Annotated in this window: 20 protein-coding genes; 13 read left to right on the top strand and 7 right to left on the bottom strand. The window is 44.9% G+C overall.

Annotated features, from left to right (window positions below):
- Positions 1–140 precede the first annotated feature (140 nt).
- On the bottom strand, positions 141–869 hold the full coding sequence (locus GQS64_RS03500) for a response regulator (protein WP_077990894.1): 729 nt from the start codon (positions 867–869) through the stop codon (positions 141–143).
- A 134-nt stretch (positions 870–1,003) separates the two neighbouring features.
- Here GQS64_RS03500 and GQS64_RS03495 point away from each other — a divergent pair, with 134 nt between their 5' ends.
- The 7 genes from GQS64_RS03495 to GQS64_RS03465 all read left to right on the top strand — a co-directional run bounded on the left by GQS64_RS03495 (position 1,004) and on the right by GQS64_RS03465 (position 6,488).
- Complete coding sequence (locus GQS64_RS03495) at positions 1,004–1,732, top strand: MtnX-like HAD-IB family phosphatase (protein WP_198230641.1); 729 nt, start codon at positions 1,004–1,006, stop codon at positions 1,730–1,732.
- Positions 1,729–2,595: an alpha/beta hydrolase gene (locus tag GQS64_RS03490; protein ID WP_198230640.1), complete on the top strand. Its 867-nt coding sequence runs from the start codon at positions 1,729–1,731 to the stop codon at positions 2,593–2,595. Before GQS64_RS03495 ends, GQS64_RS03490 begins: the two co-directional genes overlap by 4 nt.
- Before the next feature lie 2 nt (positions 2,596–2,597).
- Entirely contained in the window at positions 2,598–2,966 is a 369-nt protein-coding gene (locus GQS64_RS03485) for an EamA family transporter (RefSeq protein WP_077990876.1), read from the top strand.
- On the top strand, positions 2,966–3,361 hold the full coding sequence (locus GQS64_RS03480; protein ID WP_077990875.1) for a DMT family transporter: 396 nt from the start codon (positions 2,966–2,968) through the stop codon (positions 3,359–3,361). Before GQS64_RS03485 ends, GQS64_RS03480 begins: the two co-directional genes overlap by 1 nt.
- Before the next feature lie 2 nt (positions 3,362–3,363).
- Entirely contained in the window at positions 3,364–4,560 is a 1,197-nt protein-coding gene (locus GQS64_RS03475; protein WP_198230639.1) for an aminotransferase class V-fold PLP-dependent enzyme, read from the top strand.
- 34 nt (positions 4,561–4,594) lie between these two features.
- Positions 4,595–5,572 carry a GlxA family transcriptional regulator gene (locus GQS64_RS03470; RefSeq protein ID WP_198230638.1) on the top strand — a complete coding sequence of 326 codons (978 nt, stop codon included), beginning with the start codon at positions 4,595–4,597 and terminating at the stop codon, positions 5,570–5,572.
- A 133-nt stretch (positions 5,573–5,705) separates the two neighbouring features.
- Positions 5,706–6,488, top strand: coding sequence for an MBL fold metallo-hydrolase (locus GQS64_RS03465; RefSeq protein WP_198230637.1), 783 nt, complete (start codon positions 5,706–5,708; stop codon positions 6,486–6,488).
- A gap of 193 nt (positions 6,489–6,681) precedes the next feature.
- Here the strand turns inward: GQS64_RS03465 and GQS64_RS03460 are convergent, their stop codons facing one another.
- The 3 genes from GQS64_RS03460 to GQS64_RS03450 are packed head-to-tail and all read right to left on the bottom strand — an operon-like array spanning position 6,682 to position 9,005.
- A complete protein-coding gene (locus GQS64_RS03460; RefSeq protein ID WP_198230882.1) occupies positions 6,682–7,056 on the bottom strand; it encodes a DUF2255 family protein in 375 nt (124 codons plus the stop codon).
- Positions 7,057–7,092: 36 nt separating this feature from the next.
- A complete protein-coding gene (locus GQS64_RS03455) occupies positions 7,093–7,830 on the bottom strand; it encodes a carboxymuconolactone decarboxylase family protein (RefSeq protein ID WP_256435136.1) in 738 nt (245 codons plus the stop codon).
- The gene (locus GQS64_RS03450) at positions 7,827–9,005 is read right to left on the bottom strand and encodes an NAD(P)-dependent alcohol dehydrogenase (RefSeq protein WP_246791210.1); all 1,179 of its coding nucleotides are present in this window, start codon (positions 9,003–9,005) and stop codon (positions 7,827–7,829) included. Before GQS64_RS03450 ends, GQS64_RS03455 begins: the two co-directional genes overlap by 4 nt.
- A gap of 364 nt (positions 9,006–9,369) precedes the next feature.
- Between GQS64_RS03450 and GQS64_RS03445 the strand changes: the two genes are divergently transcribed.
- The 4 genes from GQS64_RS03445 (at position 9,370) to GQS64_RS03430 (ending at position 13,067) form a co-directional block, all read left to right on the top strand.
- Positions 9,370–10,269, top strand: coding sequence for a LysR family transcriptional regulator (locus tag GQS64_RS03445; RefSeq protein WP_198230634.1), 900 nt, complete (start codon positions 9,370–9,372; stop codon positions 10,267–10,269).
- Positions 10,270–10,584: 315 nt separating this feature from the next.
- The gene (locus tag GQS64_RS03440) at positions 10,585–11,319 is read left to right on the top strand and encodes an ABC transporter ATP-binding protein (protein WP_198230633.1); all 735 of its coding nucleotides are present in this window, start codon (positions 10,585–10,587) and stop codon (positions 11,317–11,319) included.
- A gap of 1 nt (position 11,320) precedes the next feature.
- On the top strand, positions 11,321–12,097 hold the full coding sequence (locus tag GQS64_RS03435; protein WP_210329425.1) for an ABC transporter permease: 777 nt from the start codon (positions 11,321–11,323) through the stop codon (positions 12,095–12,097).
- A 31-nt stretch (positions 12,098–12,128) separates the two neighbouring features.
- Positions 12,129–13,067: an ABC transporter substrate-binding protein gene (locus GQS64_RS03430; protein WP_369805200.1), complete on the top strand. Its 939-nt coding sequence runs from the start codon at positions 12,129–12,131 to the stop codon at positions 13,065–13,067.
- A 136-nt stretch (positions 13,068–13,203) separates the two neighbouring features.
- Here the strand turns inward: GQS64_RS03430 and GQS64_RS03425 are convergent, their stop codons facing one another.
- Positions 13,204–13,977, bottom strand: coding sequence for a nitrilase-related carbon-nitrogen hydrolase (locus tag GQS64_RS03425; RefSeq protein WP_198230631.1), 774 nt, complete (start codon positions 13,975–13,977; stop codon positions 13,204–13,206).
- A 72-nt stretch (positions 13,978–14,049) separates the two neighbouring features.
- On the opposite strand from GQS64_RS03425, the gene GQS64_RS03420 reads away from it, so the two are divergent.
- Positions 14,050–14,679, top strand: a complete 630-nt coding sequence (locus GQS64_RS03420) for a GntR family transcriptional regulator (RefSeq protein ID WP_198230630.1) — start codon at positions 14,050–14,052, stop codon at positions 14,677–14,679.
- Between the two features lie 110 nt (positions 14,680–14,789).
- On the opposite strand, the gene GQS64_RS03415 is transcribed toward GQS64_RS03420, so the two are convergent.
- A complete protein-coding gene (locus GQS64_RS03415) occupies positions 14,790–16,085 on the bottom strand; it encodes an MFS transporter (protein WP_198230629.1) in 1,296 nt (431 codons plus the stop codon).
- Positions 16,086–16,178: 93 nt separating this feature from the next.
- Between GQS64_RS03415 and GQS64_RS03410 the strand changes: the two genes are divergently transcribed.
- The gene (locus GQS64_RS03410) at positions 16,179–16,865 is read left to right on the top strand and encodes a DUF2848 family protein (RefSeq protein WP_077990852.1); all 687 of its coding nucleotides are present in this window, start codon (positions 16,179–16,181) and stop codon (positions 16,863–16,865) included.
- Between the two features lie 298 nt (positions 16,866–17,163).
- Here the strand turns inward: GQS64_RS03410 and GQS64_RS03405 are convergent, their stop codons facing one another.
- On the bottom strand, positions 17,164–17,934 hold the full coding sequence (locus GQS64_RS03405) for an IclR family transcriptional regulator domain-containing protein (RefSeq protein WP_198230628.1): 771 nt from the start codon (positions 17,932–17,934) through the stop codon (positions 17,164–17,166).
- Positions 17,935–18,178 lie beyond the last annotated feature (244 nt).

Below are 18,178 nucleotides of genomic sequence, written 5' to 3'. Positions count from 1 at the left end.
CCGATTATCCGCTTTTTAAATCACTGGCAGATTTTAGGTTAAATCATTGGCAGATTTTATGCCTTTTTGTTTGCTTCTTCCTGCTATCTTTCTTGTAAGGCTTGGCTCCCCGGTTTTGATTACGGCTTCAGCCTATTTTCTCATTCGCCTTCCCATTGCAAAAAAAGATACCCTTTGGCGCGCACTGTTTTGATAAAACGCGGGTTTTCAAGGTCATCACCCAGTCGGCGGCGAAGCCTTGAAATACGTGCATCAATCGACCGATCAAGCCCGTCAAACTCGATACCACGTAAAGCATTCAATATATCGTCGCGTGATAATATCTGTCCGGCATGGCTTGCAAGAAGCCATAAAAGATCAAATTCGGCTGTAGTTAAATCAACCGGTTTATTATCAATCAGCACCGCGCGGTTTTCCTTGTCGATGACAAGATTGCCGAAAACAAGTTTGGTGCGCGACGAAGGTGATGCTTCGCTTTCAGGATGGTTTTCGTCGACAGTTTCGCTTTCTTTGCGCCTTAGAAGTGCCCTTATATGGGCAAGCAAACGGCGTGGTTCGACCGGCTTTGACATATAATCGTCAGCACCGAGTTCCAACCCGATAATTTCGTCAATATCGTCCTCGCTTGCCGTCATAATCAATATCGGGCCTTTATAGAAAGGACGCACATCACGGCAAACATCGAAACCGGATTTTCCGGGCAGCATGACATCAAGAATAACGAGATCAGGCAGCAATTGCTTGATGGCCTCTTCGGCTGTATCGCCGCGAGGATGCACCTCGACATCATAGTTCTGTCGCTTCAAATAATTGGCAACGAGTTCGGCAAGTCTTGTATCATCTTCTATTATAAGAATTTTTTTGTTCATGCAGGTTTTTCTTTTCGGTTACAGAAATGCAACAAAGAACGCATATTCGTCTCTATTGTTTATAGGTAAAAGGTCGCTATGTATCAAGCTGACCTAATTCCGGTTTATGGCTTCTATTGGAGATTAAGACGAATATGACAAGAACGTTCCCGAATGCTTTTCAAGCTTTGAGCGCTCCCGTATTCTCACAGGGTTCCATATTTTCCCGTGTCTTTGTCGATTTCGACGGCACGATTGCCGATAATGACGTGACAGATGTTCTTCTGGAAAGATTTGCATCTCCGAACTGGGAATCAATTGAACAGGATTGGCTTTCGGGCAAAATCGGTGCACGTGAATGCATGATGAGGCAGATTGCACTTATCAAGGCCTCGCCTGCCGAGCTTAAAAAATGTCTTGATGAAATGAAAATCGATCCCGCTTTTCCGGATTTTGTCCGCTTGCTTGACGAACAAGGTGTCGATATTGCCATTTTAAGCGACGGGCTTGATTATAGCATCCGCACTATTTTGAAACGTTATGGTCTCGAAAACGTCAAGGTTTTCGCAAACCGTCTTCTTTATGCCGGTAATGACAATTGGCAGTTACAATTTCCCTACAAAAATGTTGCTTGCCCGGCTGGCAATTGCAAATGCCGCCATTTTGCCAATGCGGGTAACGGATTTACCCTTTATATCGGCGATGGTACGTCGGATTTTTGCGCGGCCGGAAAAGCCGATCTTGTACTCGCCAAAGGAAAACTTGCCGATTATTGTGCGGCAAACAGCATTGACCACATCAAGGTCGATAACTTCGCCGAAATTATGCAAATCTGGCACAAATTGCAACGGCCGGAAAAAGCCCGCGAAAGGGTGGCTTCATGATTACCGATGTCAGCTTTTTCTATAAAGGTGGTCGGGCTGGCGTTCTTCTCATTCATGGTTTGACAGGCACACCGGCCGAAATGCAAATTCTGGGCAAAGGTTTGCATAAGCACGGTTTTACTGTCTACGGGATGCAGCTTGCAGGCCACTGCGGTGATGAAAATGATCTGCTCGCAACAAGCTGGCATGATTGGTATGATAGCGTCATACGTGCGGCAGATCGGCTTTTGGAACATGTTGATACAATGTTTGTCGGCGGGCTTTCTATGGGCGCGGTTCTGGCACTCAAATACACCGCCGATCATCCCGAAAATGTAAAAGGTGTCGGCGTATATGGTCCGACATTTGTTTATGACGGCTGGTCGATCCCGCGTTATATCCAGCGGTCTGTCTTTTTGTTGAAATGGTTCAAAGCGCTCGGCATTTTCCAGAAAAGTGTGTTTATCGAACGGCCGCCTTATGGTTTGAAAGACGAGCGTATACGCAAAACCGTTTCCGAAAGTATGCTTTCGGGCGACAGTGCCAAAGGTGGACTTGCGGGAAATCCGCTCGGTTCGCTTGCCGAGATGCAAGAACTTGCAAAACAAACCGGGGCGCAATTGCATGATATAAAAGCTCCCTGCCTTATCATGCATTCAAACCACGATGACATTGCCAATATGGAAACAAATTCGGGACTTGTTGCCCGTTCGGTTTCAGGCCCTGTCAAGATGATACCGTTGGAGAACAGCTACCATATGATAACAATTGACCGCGACCGTAAAAAAGTCATTCAGGAAAGTGCCAACTTCTTTGGTGCCTTATGCACTAAAGATCAATTGGTACCCCCTGCTGTAAACCCGTTTATTCGCGAGATTGCCTGACAATGAGTTGGCTGATTTTTCTGGTGTGGTTTGGAAATATTGTTTGTGACACTGTCGGCCAGCTTGCCTTCAAAGGTGCAGCCACAGAACCGGACGAGGAAAACAAACCGCAATCGCTTTTTCAATATTGGCTAGCGCTTTTCCGCCAACCCTTATTATGGCTTGGTATTATAGCCTATGTCGCCGAATTTTTGCTATGGATGGCATTTTTGACATTGGTTCCGCTTTCGGAAGGTATATTGCTCGGATCAATCAATATCATTGTTATCATGGTATTGGGGCGGCTGTTTTTTGATGAAAAACTCACCTCTATGCGGGTTCTCGGCATCAGCTTTGTTGCCATAGGTGTTGCTATTGTGGGAGCTTTTTAATGCGTCGCTTCTATATTCTGGGCTTTTTCTTTTTGATGATGTTCGACACGCTCGGACAGATCAGCTTCAAGCTTTCGGCAACAGCCGCCCTGCCATTGGAAGCAAGTATCGGATGGTTATACCGTATTTTTTCCCATCCTTTTGTTTATTTTGCTATCCTCGGTTATGTCGGGGCATTCTTCACATGGATGACTCTTTTAAGACGCGCGCCTGTCGGTCCGGCATTTGCGGCGTCGCATCTCGAAGTAGTCACCGTCATGATTGCTTCCGTACTGATATTCGGCGAAACAATTTCATTGGCACATTTTGCCGGTGCGCTGTTTATTGTTGCGGGTATTGTCTGCCTTGCATTTGCCGAACGTGATGTCATCAAAAAAGAAAACGAGAAATCATAACAATGAAGAGACAAGGCGAAATTCCACCAACCGCCGGTCTCCCTATGGTTTGGCATGATTGGTTGCCAACAAAAAAAGAACTCTGCCCCAATTTAAGCGACTTATTCGATTTGCCGCCGCTCATTCTGGAATGTTCAGGCACGGCTTCGCTTATTGTTGCCCTTCAAACTCTGGCAAATATGCCCAAGAACGAAGGGCGTAGAGACGTTATCATACCGGCTTATAATTGCCCTCTCGTTGTGCTTGCCATTGCCCATTGCAATTTGACAATAAAACTCTGCGATACAGCAAAAAACAGTTTCGATTTCGATTTTGATTGCCTCGACAAGCTGATCGACGAAAAAACACTGGCTGTTATTCCGACCCATATTGGCGGCCAATTGGCAGATGTTGAACAATGCATTCAAATGGCTCATAAAAAAGGCGCTTATGTCATTGAAGACGGGGCACAGGCGCTCGGTTCGGCAGCCGGAAAATCGGGTGATATTGCTTTTTTCAGCCTTGCCGTCGGAAAGGGGCTTACCCTTTATGAGGGCGGCCTTTTGACATCGTCCAATGATGAAATCCGGCAGTCATTAAAGGAAACCCACCAAAAAATAGTAAAACCCCGCATTTTCTTTGAACTTAAACGCATAAGCGAATTGTTGGGATATTCTATCGCCTATCGTCCACGGCTTTTATCACTCGCTTATGGCATGCCGAGGCGCAAGGAGCTTGCAGCCGGCAATATAGAGGAAGCGGTCGGTGATGTTTTTGATGACGATATTCCCGTTCATCTTGTGAGCCGTTTCAGAATGAAGAGAGGTGCCAACGCAGCTTCAAGGCTCAAACCCTTTTTGGTTGACATAAAAAAACAGGCGCAACTTCGCATCAACAAGCTTGCAAAAATTCCCTCAATCAAGGTTGTCAAAGGCATTGATGATGAAGGGGCTATTTGGCCATTTATTATGGTGCTTTTTAAAACCGGAGAAGCACGGGACAAAGCACTTCAAACGTTGTGGCCTTCACCCTATGGCGTGACACGCCTGTTTGTTCATGCTTTAGCGGATTATTCCTATCTTGAACCGCATTTCAATATGCGTTTTTCAACCCCTAATGCCCGCGATTTTGCGGCGAGAATGTTGACCATATCGAATAGTCCGTGGCTTGATGACGAGACGTTCGACAAGATTGTAACAACCATTGCAAGGTCTGTTTGAAAAAATGGACCGGTTATCACAAGGCTTGCACAACATGGATGCCGGTCAAAATGCAACTTTGAACCGGACACCGAAAACTGTAGCCATATATGTCATGGCAAATTTCAGCCCGTTTCACATTTCTGTTCCGGTCATGGCCTTCGGTGCAGCCATGCCGGACAGAACCTATTATAAGCCCATTCTGTTTTCAGAAAAAACCGGAATTGTCGAAGGTCAGGATGCTTTCTCGATAAAAGTCGAACACGATCTAAAAAGCCTTGATGACGCCGATATAATCGTCATTCCCTATTGGCCGGATACTGAACAACCGATCTCTTCTGACCTGAAGACAAGTCTAAACAATGAAGTGCGAAAAAATAAAATCATTATGGGGCTTTGTCTCGGCACTTATGTTCTGGCCTTTAGCGGGCTTTTGAAGGGGAAAAAAGCTGCAACGCACTGGGCCTATGAAAAACAGTTTGCCGAACAGTTTCCTGATACGGAAGTCGATTTTAATGCCCTTTATGTCGAAGATGGTAACATCATCACATCCGCCGGTACTGCTGCGGGTATTGATTGTTGTCTTCACCTTATTCGCAAAAATTACGGTGGCGCTGTTGCCAATCATGCTGCGCGTATGATTGTGACGCCACCGCATCGCGAGGGCGGTCAAGCTCAATATCTTGCCACCCCTGTTCCAATATCGACAAGTGACCAGCGCATAAATTCACTGCTTGAAACAATCAGAAAAAACCTCGCTTCTTCCTATTCTCTTGATGCTATGGCCAAGAATGTCGGTATGAGCCGACGCACATTTACCCGCCGCTTTCATCAGGCAACCGGCCGTTCACCAATGGAATGGCTTAACCATGAAAGGCTGCATTTTTCGAGACACGCATTGGAAACAACAAAACTTTCTATTGAGGAAATTGCACAACTTGCCGGGTTTCCCTCTACCCAATCATTCCGCCGCAGCTTTATTGACGCGTTCAAAGTCACTCCAACAAAATGGCGCCAGACGTTTTCAATTTAACCGGTCGTTTTTATTCCGGCCAAAAACTTCTCTAACATTTGGCCCGATATGAATGGTTTTTGACCATCAGGCCAGTTTCTATTCAGAAAAAGCGTGCTTACATAAACTTCAAGAAATTGAAGAGGTTTGAACCATGAAATTCACATTCATTCGTAACGCAACGGTTATTCTTGATTACGCCGGAAAACACATTCTCATTGATCCGATGCTGGCAGAAAAAGATCGTTATCCCGGACTTCCCGGTACAGTTCATAGCGAGCGGCGGTTTCCGCGCGTTGAACTGCCTTTTGATGCCAAAGACATTATCAAAAATGTTGACGCCGTTTTTTTAAGTCACACCCATCCTGACCATTGGGACGAGGTTGCGACAGGACTTATAGACAAAGAACAGAAAATATTCGTCCAGAATGAAAAGGATAAAGAATTTCTTGGGAGTCAGGGTTTCAAAAATCTTGCCGTTTTGCCGCAAAAACTTGATTATGAAAACGGCATTCATGTAACCAAAACTTTATGCCAGCACGGAAGCAATGAAGCTTTCAAAAACCGAGAGGTTGGTGAAGTCTTAGGCCATGCCACCGGCTTTATTTTTCAAGCACCGAATGAACCAACGCTTTATTTTGCAGGCGATACAATATGGATTGATGCTGTCGAGAACAATTTAAAACAATATAAGCCGGAAGTTGTTGTTCTTCATGCAGGTGACGCACAGCTTCAAGGCTTCGGTTCAATTATTATGGGCAAGGAGGATGTCGTTCACGCCCATAAAATCGCCCCGCAATCAAAGCTTGTTGCTATCCATATGGAAGCCTGCAACCACGCTGTTTTAAGCCGGAAAGAACTTCGCTCTTATGTCGATAAAGCAGGTATCGGACAATCGGTTATTATTCCGCTTGAAGGTGACAAACTCGAATTCTGAGTCACTTGCCCGTAAAAAAGTAAAAAAGTGAAAAAGTGAAAAAGCGCAACCGGCTTTGATATTTTCAAATCAAGTCAGTGCGTGCTTTTTAAAACAGTATCTTTATGAGAAGGCCGACAGCTCCCGAACTGTCGGCCTTTTATGTAAAACTTTCATGTTGCTGTTTTGAAAAACGATAACCAACAATGAGCCATCAGGCTTTTATGATTTTGATTGTTGCTGCTTTCGCTCTCTCGCCCACCATCGGTCCGACATAGGGACTTGGATCATATTTTTTGTGATAAGCCTCATCAATTCTATCAAGAAGCGCCGGATCTTTGACGGCTTCATAATGAACAGATTCCATCTTTCCGGACACGATAATTTTTCCGCTTTTTTGTTTGATTGCAGCCTGATACCAGCGCGAAGACGTGCCGCTATAGGCACGCACATAAAGGCCGCCATCAACAACCACTTCCCATATCCACACAGGCGTGCCCGTTGTCTTAAAATCCTCATGATAGGGAGCCATTTTGAGATCATCGGCTGCATCAATCACCGCAAGCTCGCTCTTTGTCCATTCACTCATCATTCAGCCTCTTGAAAAACACGATCACCAAAAAGTTCAACCATTCAGAAAGCTATCAAGCACTTCGCTTGCGCGTTTTCCAACTTCCGGACCGACCTTCGTTTCGAGAATGGTAACAATTTCCTTCAAATCCTGTTTTTCAAGACCGGTATTTGTACCCATCTGATAATGTGATTTCAATTGCGACTGCGCGCCTTGAAGTGCCGCAAGCATAGCAATTGTCGCAACTTCTCTTGTTTCATAATCAAGATTGTCACGCACAAAAATATCGCCAAAAAGGTGACTTTTCAAAAATTGGTCAATTGCGGGAGCAAATTCAAAAAGCGGGCCTGTCACCGGTTGCCCAACCAGTTTTGTCTGGATTTCTGTACCGACCTCCACCATCGTTTTATCTGTGTGAACGGGCGTGGCATCTTTACCCTGTTCATCTTTTTTACCCGCTTCACGTCTTTTATTGACTACATCCATCAATGCGGAAAGTGCATTGAGACTTCTTGGAAACCCCGCATATGCATAAGTCTGAACCAGAACTTCCTTGATTGCGTTGATCGCAACCTTGTCATCAAGTGCTTGCGCCAAAGCATTTCTCAATCCATCAATATTTCCTTCGGCTGCAAAAGCAGCAACGGGAACAAGTCTTTTTTGTTCAAGTGTCAACATTGTTTTTTCCTGTAATTTTGCAAAAACGTTTTGTGAAAAATAAGTTAACGTACCGGCGGAAATTAAAGTCGCCTTTAGAAATCGTCGTCGATGAAGTTTGAGCGCCGATTTCATGCGGATTTACCTGATGCAAAGTCGATAACAAACCGGTAGCGCACATCCTTGGCTATTACCCGTTCATAAGCGCGATCAATTTCATCGGGTTTGATAAGTTCTATATCAGCCTCAATATGGCGTGCCGCACAATAATCAATCACTTCCTGAGTTTCGGCAATGCCACCAATCATCGAACCCGCAAGGCTTTTTCGGCCAAAACCATTGGCCATACCACTCAAACCGCCTGTCAATTCTCCAAGCGCCCCCACATTGACGAGTGTCGCGTCAAGTCTGAGCATATTCATGAAAGGCTGCATCGGATATGAAACCGGTACTGTCGAAATCATCAAATCGAAATGATTGGTAAGGCGCTCGAAAGCATTTTTGTCACTCCACAAAAATGCAGCACTTGCGCCCAAACGTTTGGCATCGGCAATCTTTCCTTCTGTTGTCGTGAATACAGTGACATCGGCACGCATGGAATGGGCAAGTTTCAAGGCCATATGTCCAAGACCACCAAGTCCAACAATTGCTATTTTTTGGTCTTTTTGCAATTTCCAATGACGCATTGGGGAAAAGGTGGTCACACCGGCACAAAGCAAAGGCGCGTAAGCGGCAAGATGCACTTGGGCTGGAATATGAATGACAAAACGCTCGTTTACAACCATGCGGTCGCTATAGCCGCCAAAGGTATAACCACCGCTTATCTTGTCCGTTGAATCATAGGTAAAAGTCGTCCCGTTCAGGCAGTTCTGTTCGCGGTCATCAAGGCAATTTTCGCATGTGCCGCACGAATCCACCATGCAACCCACCCCGCCAATATCGCCGACTTTGAATTTCGTGACTTTTGAACCAACCGCAAGAACGCGGCCGACGATTTCATGTCCGGGCACGATAGGATAATGAGCGGCGCTCCAGTCCGAATGAACAGCATGAATATCGGAATGGCAAATTCCGACATAAAGAATATCGAGAAGAACATCATCCGGCCTTAATGCCCGTCGTGTGATGGTGATGGGCGAAAAACCGGACGTCGCACTTTTCGCTGCATAGGCACGGGTTTCAAAAGGCTCCTTGCCAATAACCATCTTGCCTTCTGAAGGAGCTGCCTTTGCGGCCGCACTTGTCCCCATCATTGCACCGGCTGCAAGAACAGACGCGCCGCTTTCTTTCAAAAATTTGCGTCGCGGCAATGTCTCTTGGATTTTGTGATTAGAATTTCCACACGCTTCACACATTTTCAAATCTCCCCAACCGGCATAATGGATTTATCACCCCGTCAATCCGGTTCTTGCCGGTTCACCGCAACGAACCCTTAAAACACCTCCGGCATTTTTAACGAAACCCGAATAACCGGCTTGAATGATGCCCGAATGACACTCTCAATGACAATCGTTCAAAGCTTACCGGACGAACTGCCGCCTCATTTCATTCTGCTATTTAAAAGCCATGATGCGCATAAATTAAGAGAAAATTTCTGCATGTCTCTATGAATTCAATTCATGAATAAACATGATATAATGAAGGTAATTACCAATAACGGATTTTGCTCAAAAAATGCTAAGAGAAAACATCCATGATCTCATGTCTTTTTTCGTGGTTGCACGAGAAAAAAGTTTTACCCGTGCAGCAAGCAAACTGGGTGTCTCGCAATCGGCGTTAAGCCATGCCATGCGTGGTCTTGAAGAGCGTTTGGGAATTCGTCTTCTCACGCGGACAACACGCAATGTTTCCACAACGACTGCTGGCGAGCGGCTGATAGAAGAGCTTTCGCCACTCATCGAGACAATGGATGAAAAGCTTGATCTCATCACCAATGCCGCCGAAGAGCCGAAAGGAAAAATCCGCATCACTACGGTCGATTATCCCGCTTCCTATATTTTGCGACCGAAATTGCAGCCTTTTTTACGGAAATATCCGAAAATTGAAGTGGAGATCAATATCAATTATGGTCTTACCGATATTATCGAAGAACGTTTTGATGCAGGTATCCGTATAGGCGAACATCTCGCCAAAGACATGATTGCCATTCCGATCGGTGCGCCTATGCGTATGGCAATTGTCGGGGCGCCGAGTTATTTTGAAACACATAAAAAACCGGAAAACTTGCATGATCTGATGGAGCAGAATTGCATCAATTTGCGGGTTCCGACATCCGGCGGACTTTATCCGTGGGAGCTTGATGACGAAAACGGAGCAGTGAATATACGCCCGAAAGGACAGCTCATTTTCAACACCTATCCGCACATTGTGGAAGCTGTTCTTGACGGTTCCGGACTTGCTTATATTCCTGAACGGGAAGTCGAGGAATTTATGAGACAGGGAAGGCTCATCCGCGTTCTTGAAAAATATTGTTTACCGTTTCCGGGGTATTATCTCTATTATCCCAATCGTCGTCATCATCCGGTTGCTTTCCAGTTATTCATTGAAGCCTTGAAGCGGCATGACCCCGAATAATTTTTCCAAACTGGAGATAATGACCTATTTTATTTGACGAGCCTCATTTCATTTTGTCGTCAACCGTTCATTTTCTTGCAGTTCGAGACAACCTGAAATTGTTTTTAAGGGTGATTTCTTATTGATTTGTGGTAAAAAAATAGCTTGATTAGCGTAACTTAACAGGTCATGTTCTTTGCCGCCCTGTAACCACCTCATTTCACGGAGAAGAAACCGTCTTTTTGCTTCAAACTGCTTTGCCGGTAATAGCAAAGAATTGCTTTTTACTCGAATTTCGATAATGCCGGAACAGCTTCATTTCAGGATCATTCATCAATGACAAGTTCTTCTCCCTTATTGGGTATCAAAGGTCGAAACATTTCTCTAAATTATGAAGGAAAACCGGTTTTTCAATCGCTCGATTTTGATATTCCTGCCGGTGAATTTGTCGGGCTTTTGGGACAAAGTGGAATTGGCAAAACCACGCTTCTGAAAATCATTGCGGGGCTGGTTACCCCCGATAGCGGACAAATCTCAGGTTCCGACGGTAACAGTCTTCATGGTCGTATAACCTATATGGCGCAACAGGATTTATTATTTCCCTGGCTCAAGGTGATAGAGAATGTCTGCCTTGGAGCAAGATTGCGCCATGAGAAGAAAGATTACAAAAAAGCCGAAGAATTACTGGAAAAGGTCGGTCTTTTGTCGGTCAAAGAGCAGCTTCCCGAAACTTTATCGGGTGGTATGCGCCAAAGGGTGGCTATTGCCCGTACATTGTATGAAGACAAGCCCGTTGTATTAATGGACGAACCTTTTTCGGCACTTGACGCGGTTACTCGCGCCACCATACAGGAACTTGCATTCGATCTTCTTAAAACTAAAACTGTATTGCTTGTTACCCATGATCCATCGGAAGCCGCACGATTATGTCGGCGTATACTGGTTCTGAAAGGTCAGCCGGCAATTTTCCTGCCCGCTATCATTGTTGAAGGTGAAGCACCGCGAAATTATGATGACAAAAACCGCATAAAAAGTGAAACCGAATTGATGCATTTTTTAAAGGGGATATGATTTGCCGAACCGCTTCAATAAAAAAATTGCATTTTTCCTTCATGGTCTTGTGGTTTTCTTCGGCATTCTCGCATTATGGTGGGCAATTGCCATTATTTTTGACCTCAAAAAATACATATTGCCTTCCCCCCTTGTTGTCGCACAATCACTTTGGAACGGACGCCAATATCTTCTGGAAAATTCTTTGATTACAATTGTCGAAATTGTCATCGGCTTTGTATTGGGAATTTTGTCCGGTGCTGCTCTGGCACTTCTTTTAATGTTTTCCAAAACATTGCAAAAATGGTTGATGCCGGTTCTGATTGTAAGCCAGTCAATACCGGTTTTCGCCCTCGCCCCCATTCTGGTTCTATGGTTCGGCTACGGAATCCTCTCGAAAATTATCGCCGCAATACTGGTTATATTTTTTCCTGTTACAACAGCCTTTTTTGACGGTTTGCGGCGCACAAATGCGGGTTACCTTGATCTTGCAAGAACCATGGGAGCATCTCCCTTGTCGCAACTTGTCCATATCAGGCTTGTGGCAGCACTGCCCGCGCTTGGTTCCGGTGTGCGTGTCGCCGCCGCCATTGCTCCGATTGGTGCGATTATCGGTGAATGGGTGGGGTCATCCGGCGGGCTCGGCTATATTATGTTGAACGCCAATGCCCGCATGCAGACGCCGACATGCTTTGCCGCAATATTTATACTTTCCATTATCGCAATGATTTTATGGTATATCACCGACATCATATTGAAATATGTTATCTACTGGGATAAAAAATCACAACAAAATTGATTTTTCTTTTCTTTATATTTCCGGAGGAAACGTGTTAAAAAAAATATTATTCTCCATCATCATCATTTTTCTCGGCGTTTTCGGCTCAAAAGCAAATGATAAACTTACAGTTGTTCTTGATTGGTATCTTAATCCCGATCATGCGCCTTTAATTGTTGCCGAACAGATTGGCAGTTTTGAAAAACGCGGACTTGATGTCGAAATCGTCACCCCCTCCGACCCCAATATCGGACCGCGTCTGGTTGCATCCGACAAAGCCGATATTGCTTTATCCTACCAACAGCAACTCTACATTTTTCAAGATGAAGAATTGCCTCTGACACGTATAGGAACACTCATTGAAACGCCGCTCAATACTGTTTTGGCGCTTCCCGATAGCGGAATCAAAACACCGGCCGATCTCAAAGGCAAAAAAGTCGGTTTTTCTGTGAGCAGTATTGAACCGGTGATCTTGGGAACCATGTTGGAAAATCAGGGGCTCACGATAAAGGATGTCGAGCTTGTAAACGTCAATTTCAACCTTGTAAGCGGGCTGATGTCAAAACAGGTTGATGCTGTCATTGGCGGTTATCGTAATGTGGAAGGCAATGAACTACGTGAACAGGGAATAGAGCCTGTTATTATGAAGGTTGAGGACTACGGCATTCCCCCTTATGACGAACTGATTTTTGTTGCCAAAAATGATCTCAAAAAACACGACACTTATAAAAAATTCCTTGAAGCTGTTCATGAAGGCCAGCAATATTTGAAGGCTCACCCACAGGAAACATGGGACAATTTTGCAAAAAAATATAAGGAACTCGATACCGATCTCAATAAAAAGATATGGATGGAAACAGTTCCCTTATTCAGCGAAAATCCGCTCCACCTCGACAAAGAAAAATATATTTCTTACGGCGCCTATCTTTATAAAAAAGGCATTGTCAAAAAAGAATATCCGCTTGACAGCTTTGCGACCGAATTGAAATGAAAATCCAATGAAAAATCGGGCATGACGGGAGTTCACCATTGCCCGATTTTGTGTTTTACGGAACCTCTTCCGGAGAAGCGGCGCAACACTTTAATATCTTTTCAGAATAATTTTTTGTTACCCGAATATCGGGTTATCATAATATCGGAATACGGGCGCGAATAGCTTCCACATTTCCCAAATCGATGTCGAAGACCAAAAGCTCGGCTTCGCTCGCCAGACGTGCCCGCACATTTCCTGTCGGGTCGACAATAGAACTTAGTCCGATACCCAGCGGTGCTGTTCCTTTTGGCGGTTGCCAAGCCTGATCGCAGGCTACAAGCCAGGCTTCAGAATCGGCAGCGCGGGCGCGAACCAACAAATCCCACTGCCCTGCTTTTCCAGGACCATCTCCCCAGGAGGCCGGAACGATAATCAATTTTGCACCTTTCTTCCCCATTGCGGTAAACTGGTCGGCAAACCGCAAATCATAACAAATCGCAAAACCGATCTTGCCGAATACTGTATCGAGAACAAGGTAATCACTTCCCGCTTCAACGAGGTCCGATTCACGTGAGCCGAATGCGTCATATAAATGGACTTTCTGATAAGTGGCTTCAGTGTTTTTTCCGGTAATAATCAACTTATTGCGAATGCGTCCGTCATTTGCCGGTTCAAACATGCCTGCAACAATCATCATATCAAATTTAGCAGCATAAGAGCGGATCAATGTTGCAAAAGGCCCCTCAAGCGGTTCTGCCTCATCCTTCAAATCCGCTTCAAAGGAAACCTGGGCTGCTTCCGGGAAAACCAGTATGTCGACTTTTCGAGTGGCCGCCTGTTCGATCATTCTAATAATTTCGGCGTTATTTTTTTGTTTGTCAGTACCACTTCTTATTTGTGCCAATCCAATTTTTATGTTTTCACCCATTTGAATTCTCCCTATACTTATCAATATTGTGATTTCATATATTCGTTTGGTAAAAATAAATAATGTAGCATTATGAACAAGAAATCTTCAGGTCGCGAACGCGCCTATTCACACATACGCAATACTATTTTGACCAATCCGTCTTTCGTTGGTACTTTCCTGAATGAAAGAGAAATTGCCGATAGTTTGGGTATTTCCCGCACGCCTGTACGGGAAGCTTTCATGATGCTTGCCAGTGAAGATCTGATTGATCTGAAGCCCAATCGCGGTGCGTTTGTCGCACCACCGAATATGCAGCAAGTCAATGACCTGTTTCAGGTGCGTGGCGTTGTCGAATGCTGGAGTGCAGAATATTGTATCTCGCAAAATATCGACCCGACGCCTGCCATGATGAAGGAATTGGAATTTCAAAAACATATGGCGCTTGATGACCCTTATATCGACTTTATCGAACATGATCGTGCCTTTCATTGTGCTTTGATTGAAGCAACCGGTAACATTGTGTTAAACCAGATGTACGAGTTGCTACGTGCCCGCTATGTAACCTTTGGTGTAAGAGCCATCCGCAAAACTGCGAAAAGAAGAACTGAAGTCCTGAAAGAACATCAACGCATCGTTGATGCACTTGTCGCCAAAGATGTCCGGAAAGCCAAGAAAGCCATTCTCGAACATCTTGAGCAGACACGCCAATATCTCGTTTGATAGAGCTTTATCGTTTTTTGCCTGATAACGCCCATCATATTTATCGAAAAGGTGAATAGGCTGAAACGACCAGTGCCGTTTTGGCTTCCGGTGCTGTTTCAACCTATTTGTCAGGATTCGTGCGATTTTCTTGTCATAGCTAGCCCGATCAAGGTCAATACGCATGCAATGCCTATATAAAGGCAGATGGCAAAACCGCTTTTATCGAATGATATAAACCATGCGAGCAATAAAGGCGCGATGGCACCACCGACAATCCCTGCAAATGTATAGGCAAGTGAACTCCCCGTATAGCGAAGACGTGCAGAAAATTGCTCTGCAATCAATGCAGCCTGCGGGCCATACATTAAAGAATGGCAAATGAGAGCACCTGTCACGCCGATGAAGAGGCGAACAAAGGTCGGTTCTTCCATCATATAGAAAAACACAAATGTCCAGATCGTCGCAAGAACCGCACCGACAGCATAAATGACACGTCGTTCTATTCTATCCGATAGCCAGCCACTAAAGGGGATGAACAACACCTGAATACCCGAAGCAATTGTGACAGATGCGATGGCATCAGAGCGCGGCATTCCCAGATATTGTGTGGCATAAGCGAGTACAAAAACCGTAAAGCAGGCATAAAGAACATCAGGCCCGATGCGCGCAAGAATGCCGCCAAAAAGGGCTCTGCTCTCATATTTGAATACTTCCGACACCGGCGCATTCGAGCGTTCATTCTTTTCTTCAAGTTTTTTGAAGACAGGGGTCTCTTCAAGTGAAAAACGAACCCATAGACCGAATACGACCAGAAGAGCAGAAAGCAGAAAAGCTATTCTCCAGCCCCAATCGTTGAATTGGGCGGTGGTGAGGAAAAAAGCCAAAATAGCAAGAACGCCGTTTGCCATCAGATTACCTAAAGGGGGGCCTACTTGCGCCGCAGATGCCCAAAAACCTCTTTGTTCAGGTTTGCTGAATTCGCTGGAGAGAAGAACAGCACCTCCCCATTCACCGCCAACACCGACGCCTTGAGCAAAACGCAACAAAACAAGAAGAATCGGAGCAAGGTAACCGACAGAGGCGAATGTCGGCAAAAGTCCGATGATGAAGGTGGCGATGCCGATTAACAATAACGTCCATACCAATACTTTTTTGCGCCCGACAATATCGCCAAGACGCCCGAAAAATATGCCACCCAATGGACGGGAAATATATCCTACAGCATAAGTACCGAAGGCTTTTAGAGTGCCGGCAAGTGAATCGCCGTTCGGGAAAAACAAATGGCCGAACACCAAAGCCGCGCAGGCTCCGTAAACTGCGAAGTCATACCATTCCAAAGAAGTACCACTCAGGCTTGCAGCAAATGCTTTAACAAGACTTTTGCGCTCTATTGGTGGTTCCGTCTCTTTTGAAAAATTTTTCATTAATAGTTCCCCTTGTTATTGCATGAATTTGGTATACCATAAATATGCATCATTGATATATAGTAAGTCTACTATTTTTTTACGGAGGACGGAATGAGAAGTCTGGTTGTATATGTCGTTGGCAGTGGCTTGAGAGCTGTTGACGTGAAATGGGTATTCAACGCCGGTTATGCCGGATGTAATAGCGAAGAAGTCCGTCACCATATTGAGGAGCTAGCAGCACTCGGTGTCCCTGCCCCGAAAACATTTCCGACACTTTATCCTTTAGGCTCTCACGTCGTTTCCCAAGAACATCTTTATCAGGCTCCGCATGATAAAACTTCGGGTGAAGCCGAATGGGCACTCTATATCGGTAACAATGAAAACGAGCATCTGTTAATGGCCGCATGCGATCATACCGATCGCGCATTGGAAGCTCATGGTGTAGCCTGGTCAAAACAATCCGCACCGGATTTTATCGGCGATCTTGCCTGGCGTTATAGCGAGGTCAAAAATTCGTTTTCCGACTTTACTTTGAAAGCTTGGGTCAAAGACAACCAGGAAGAACAGCTCATTCAGGACGGCAATGCCGGTCTTCTTATCTCCCCTTCCGAATGGCTGAAAAAGCTTGAAGAAGCAGGTCTTGCGCGCCCCGGAACATTATTGATGAGCGGTACAATACCAATGAAAAAATCGGTCAACCAGTTTTCGCATCATTGGCGTGTCGAACTTGCCGATCATAAAGGCAATATCAGTCGCGTTTCTTATGAAATCGAACGTCTGGCTGATGCTTGGGAATAGTTTTCATAAAAATATGGGTTTTGAAAACTGCTCGTTTTAAAATGTCTTTCCCGATTGCTATTTTTGACCGATATTTATTTCGTGATTATCGCATTTATAGCTTTCGGAAAAGGCAGGCCTTGCCACCTATCCGCTGCGCCTTTTGCCGTTTCTTTTCTGGTAAAACCGGCATTCGATCAATAATAAGCTTACGGTTTTTGTTCAAAAGAGTGCAACTTCGGGCGGTTTGGGGACAAAGATTTCTTCGTAAGATATGCAATATATGATCTGTATATGATCTAAACCGGCGCCGAACTATTCAGCGAAACGGAATAAGTGCGGAAATATCATGAGCTGCTTTTTGCAATTCGGGCAGATAATGTGTTGTCATCTCATGCAAGCAATTTTCAACAGCAGGCGCACCGATATTCAAAGCAGCAACGACTTTGCCGGAAGCGATTTTTATAGGCACAGCGATAGAACACAATCCTAATTCAAGTTCCTGATCTATCAGGCAAAAACCGTTTTCGGCTACAGTTTCTATTTTTTTCTCAAGTGTTTTTCGGTCGGTGCAGGTTTTTACTGTTCGCGGTTCGATATGGCTTGCGTCCAATATTCTTTTGCGCTCGTCTTTCGGCAAGCCCGCAAGCAATACCCGCCCCATAGATGAACACCAGGCTGGTAGACGGCTTCCGGCAGTCAAATTCACCGACATGATTTTTACTTGCGAAGCACGCGCAATATAGACAATTTCTGTCATATCAAGAATTGATGAAGACGAGCTGTGACCGATTTTTGCTGAAAGCTTGTCGAGAAATGGCTGGATGATAACCGGCAAAGATGCCGATGACAGATAACTATAGCCGAGTCGTAATATTTTGGCTGTGAGTGAAAAATATTTTCCATCATGTCTTGCAAAACCGAGTGTACAAAGCGTGAGAAGGCAACGACGGCTTGTGGCGCGATCGAAACCTGTAATCGTTGCGACATCGGTAATGGAAAGGCGTGCCTTAGCCGAATTGAAGGCTTCTATCACTTTCAACCCTTTGGCAAATCCGCCAACAAAATCTGTTTTAACAGGCGTATGCATTTGCTTTCCTTTTGTACACTATATGAACAAGTATCTATTATTGAACATTTTATATTGACGCAAGGAATAAAAAAGACCTAACTTGAGTCATGGGAGGTAGTGTGGGAGTCTAGAATTCGGACATCGGCATTTTCAGGAAGTTTAATGGCAAACGGGATTTATCTTGTTTGCCGGAAGTTAAATCTATTTGTTTGTCGGCAGTTACTCTGTGTTTTGTCCCGTTTTGTTCCCTCTCTACCATAAA

It is taken from the genome of Bartonella sp. P0282 (assembly GCF_048452985.1).
GTDB lineage: Bacteria > Pseudomonadota > Alphaproteobacteria > Rhizobiales > Rhizobiaceae > Bartonella > Bartonella choladocola.
The sequence above is the reverse complement of the archived record's forward strand: the minus strand, read 5'-3'. Positions and strand labels throughout refer to the sequence as shown.

What these genes read in the sequence shown, in the direction of transcription:
- GQS64_RS03500 (WP_077990894.1), bottom strand. Translation starts at nt 869, where the DNA reads ATGAACAAAAAAATTCTTATAATAGAAGATGATACAAGACTTGCCGAA.
- GQS64_RS03495 (WP_198230641.1), top strand. Translation starts at nt 1,004, where the DNA reads ATGACAAGAACGTTCCCGAATGCTTTTCAAGCTTTGAGCGCTCCCGTA.
- GQS64_RS03490 (WP_198230640.1), top strand. Translation starts at nt 1,729, where the DNA reads ATGATTACCGATGTCAGCTTTTTCTATAAAGGTGGTCGGGCTGGCGTT.
- GQS64_RS03485 (WP_077990876.1), top strand. Translation starts at nt 2,598, where the DNA reads ATGAGTTGGCTGATTTTTCTGGTGTGGTTTGGAAATATTGTTTGTGAC.
- GQS64_RS03480 (WP_077990875.1), top strand. Translation starts at nt 2,966, where the DNA reads ATGCGTCGCTTCTATATTCTGGGCTTTTTCTTTTTGATGATGTTCGAC.
- GQS64_RS03475 (WP_198230639.1), top strand. Translation starts at nt 3,364, where the DNA reads ATGAAGAGACAAGGCGAAATTCCACCAACCGCCGGTCTCCCTATGGTT.
- GQS64_RS03470 (WP_198230638.1), top strand. Translation starts at nt 4,595, where the DNA reads ATGGATGCCGGTCAAAATGCAACTTTGAACCGGACACCGAAAACTGTA.
- GQS64_RS03465 (WP_198230637.1), top strand. Translation starts at nt 5,706, where the DNA reads ATGAAATTCACATTCATTCGTAACGCAACGGTTATTCTTGATTACGCC.
- GQS64_RS03460 (WP_198230882.1), bottom strand. Translation starts at nt 7,056, where the DNA reads ATGAGTGAATGGACAAAGAGCGAGCTTGCGGTGATTGATGCAGCCGAT.
- GQS64_RS03455 (WP_256435136.1), bottom strand. Translation starts at nt 7,830, where the DNA reads ATGAAATCGGCGCTCAAACTTCATCGACGACGATTTCTAAAGGCGACT.
- GQS64_RS03445 (WP_198230634.1), top strand. Translation starts at nt 9,370, where the DNA reads ATGCTAAGAGAAAACATCCATGATCTCATGTCTTTTTTCGTGGTTGCA.
- GQS64_RS03440 (WP_198230633.1), top strand. Translation starts at nt 10,585, where the DNA reads ATGACAAGTTCTTCTCCCTTATTGGGTATCAAAGGTCGAAACATTTCT.
- GQS64_RS03425 (WP_198230631.1), bottom strand. Translation starts at nt 13,977, where the DNA reads ATGGGTGAAAACATAAAAATTGGATTGGCACAAATAAGAAGTGGTACT.
- GQS64_RS03420 (WP_198230630.1), top strand. Translation starts at nt 14,050, where the DNA reads ATGAACAAGAAATCTTCAGGTCGCGAACGCGCCTATTCACACATACGC.
- GQS64_RS03415 (WP_198230629.1), bottom strand. Translation starts at nt 16,085, where the DNA reads ATGAAAAATTTTTCAAAAGAGACGGAACCACCAATAGAGCGCAAAAGT.
- GQS64_RS03410 (WP_077990852.1), top strand. Translation starts at nt 16,179, where the DNA reads ATGAGAAGTCTGGTTGTATATGTCGTTGGCAGTGGCTTGAGAGCTGTT.
- GQS64_RS03405 (WP_198230628.1), bottom strand. Translation starts at nt 17,934, where the DNA reads ATGCATACGCCTGTTAAAACAGATTTTGTTGGCGGATTTGCCAAAGGG.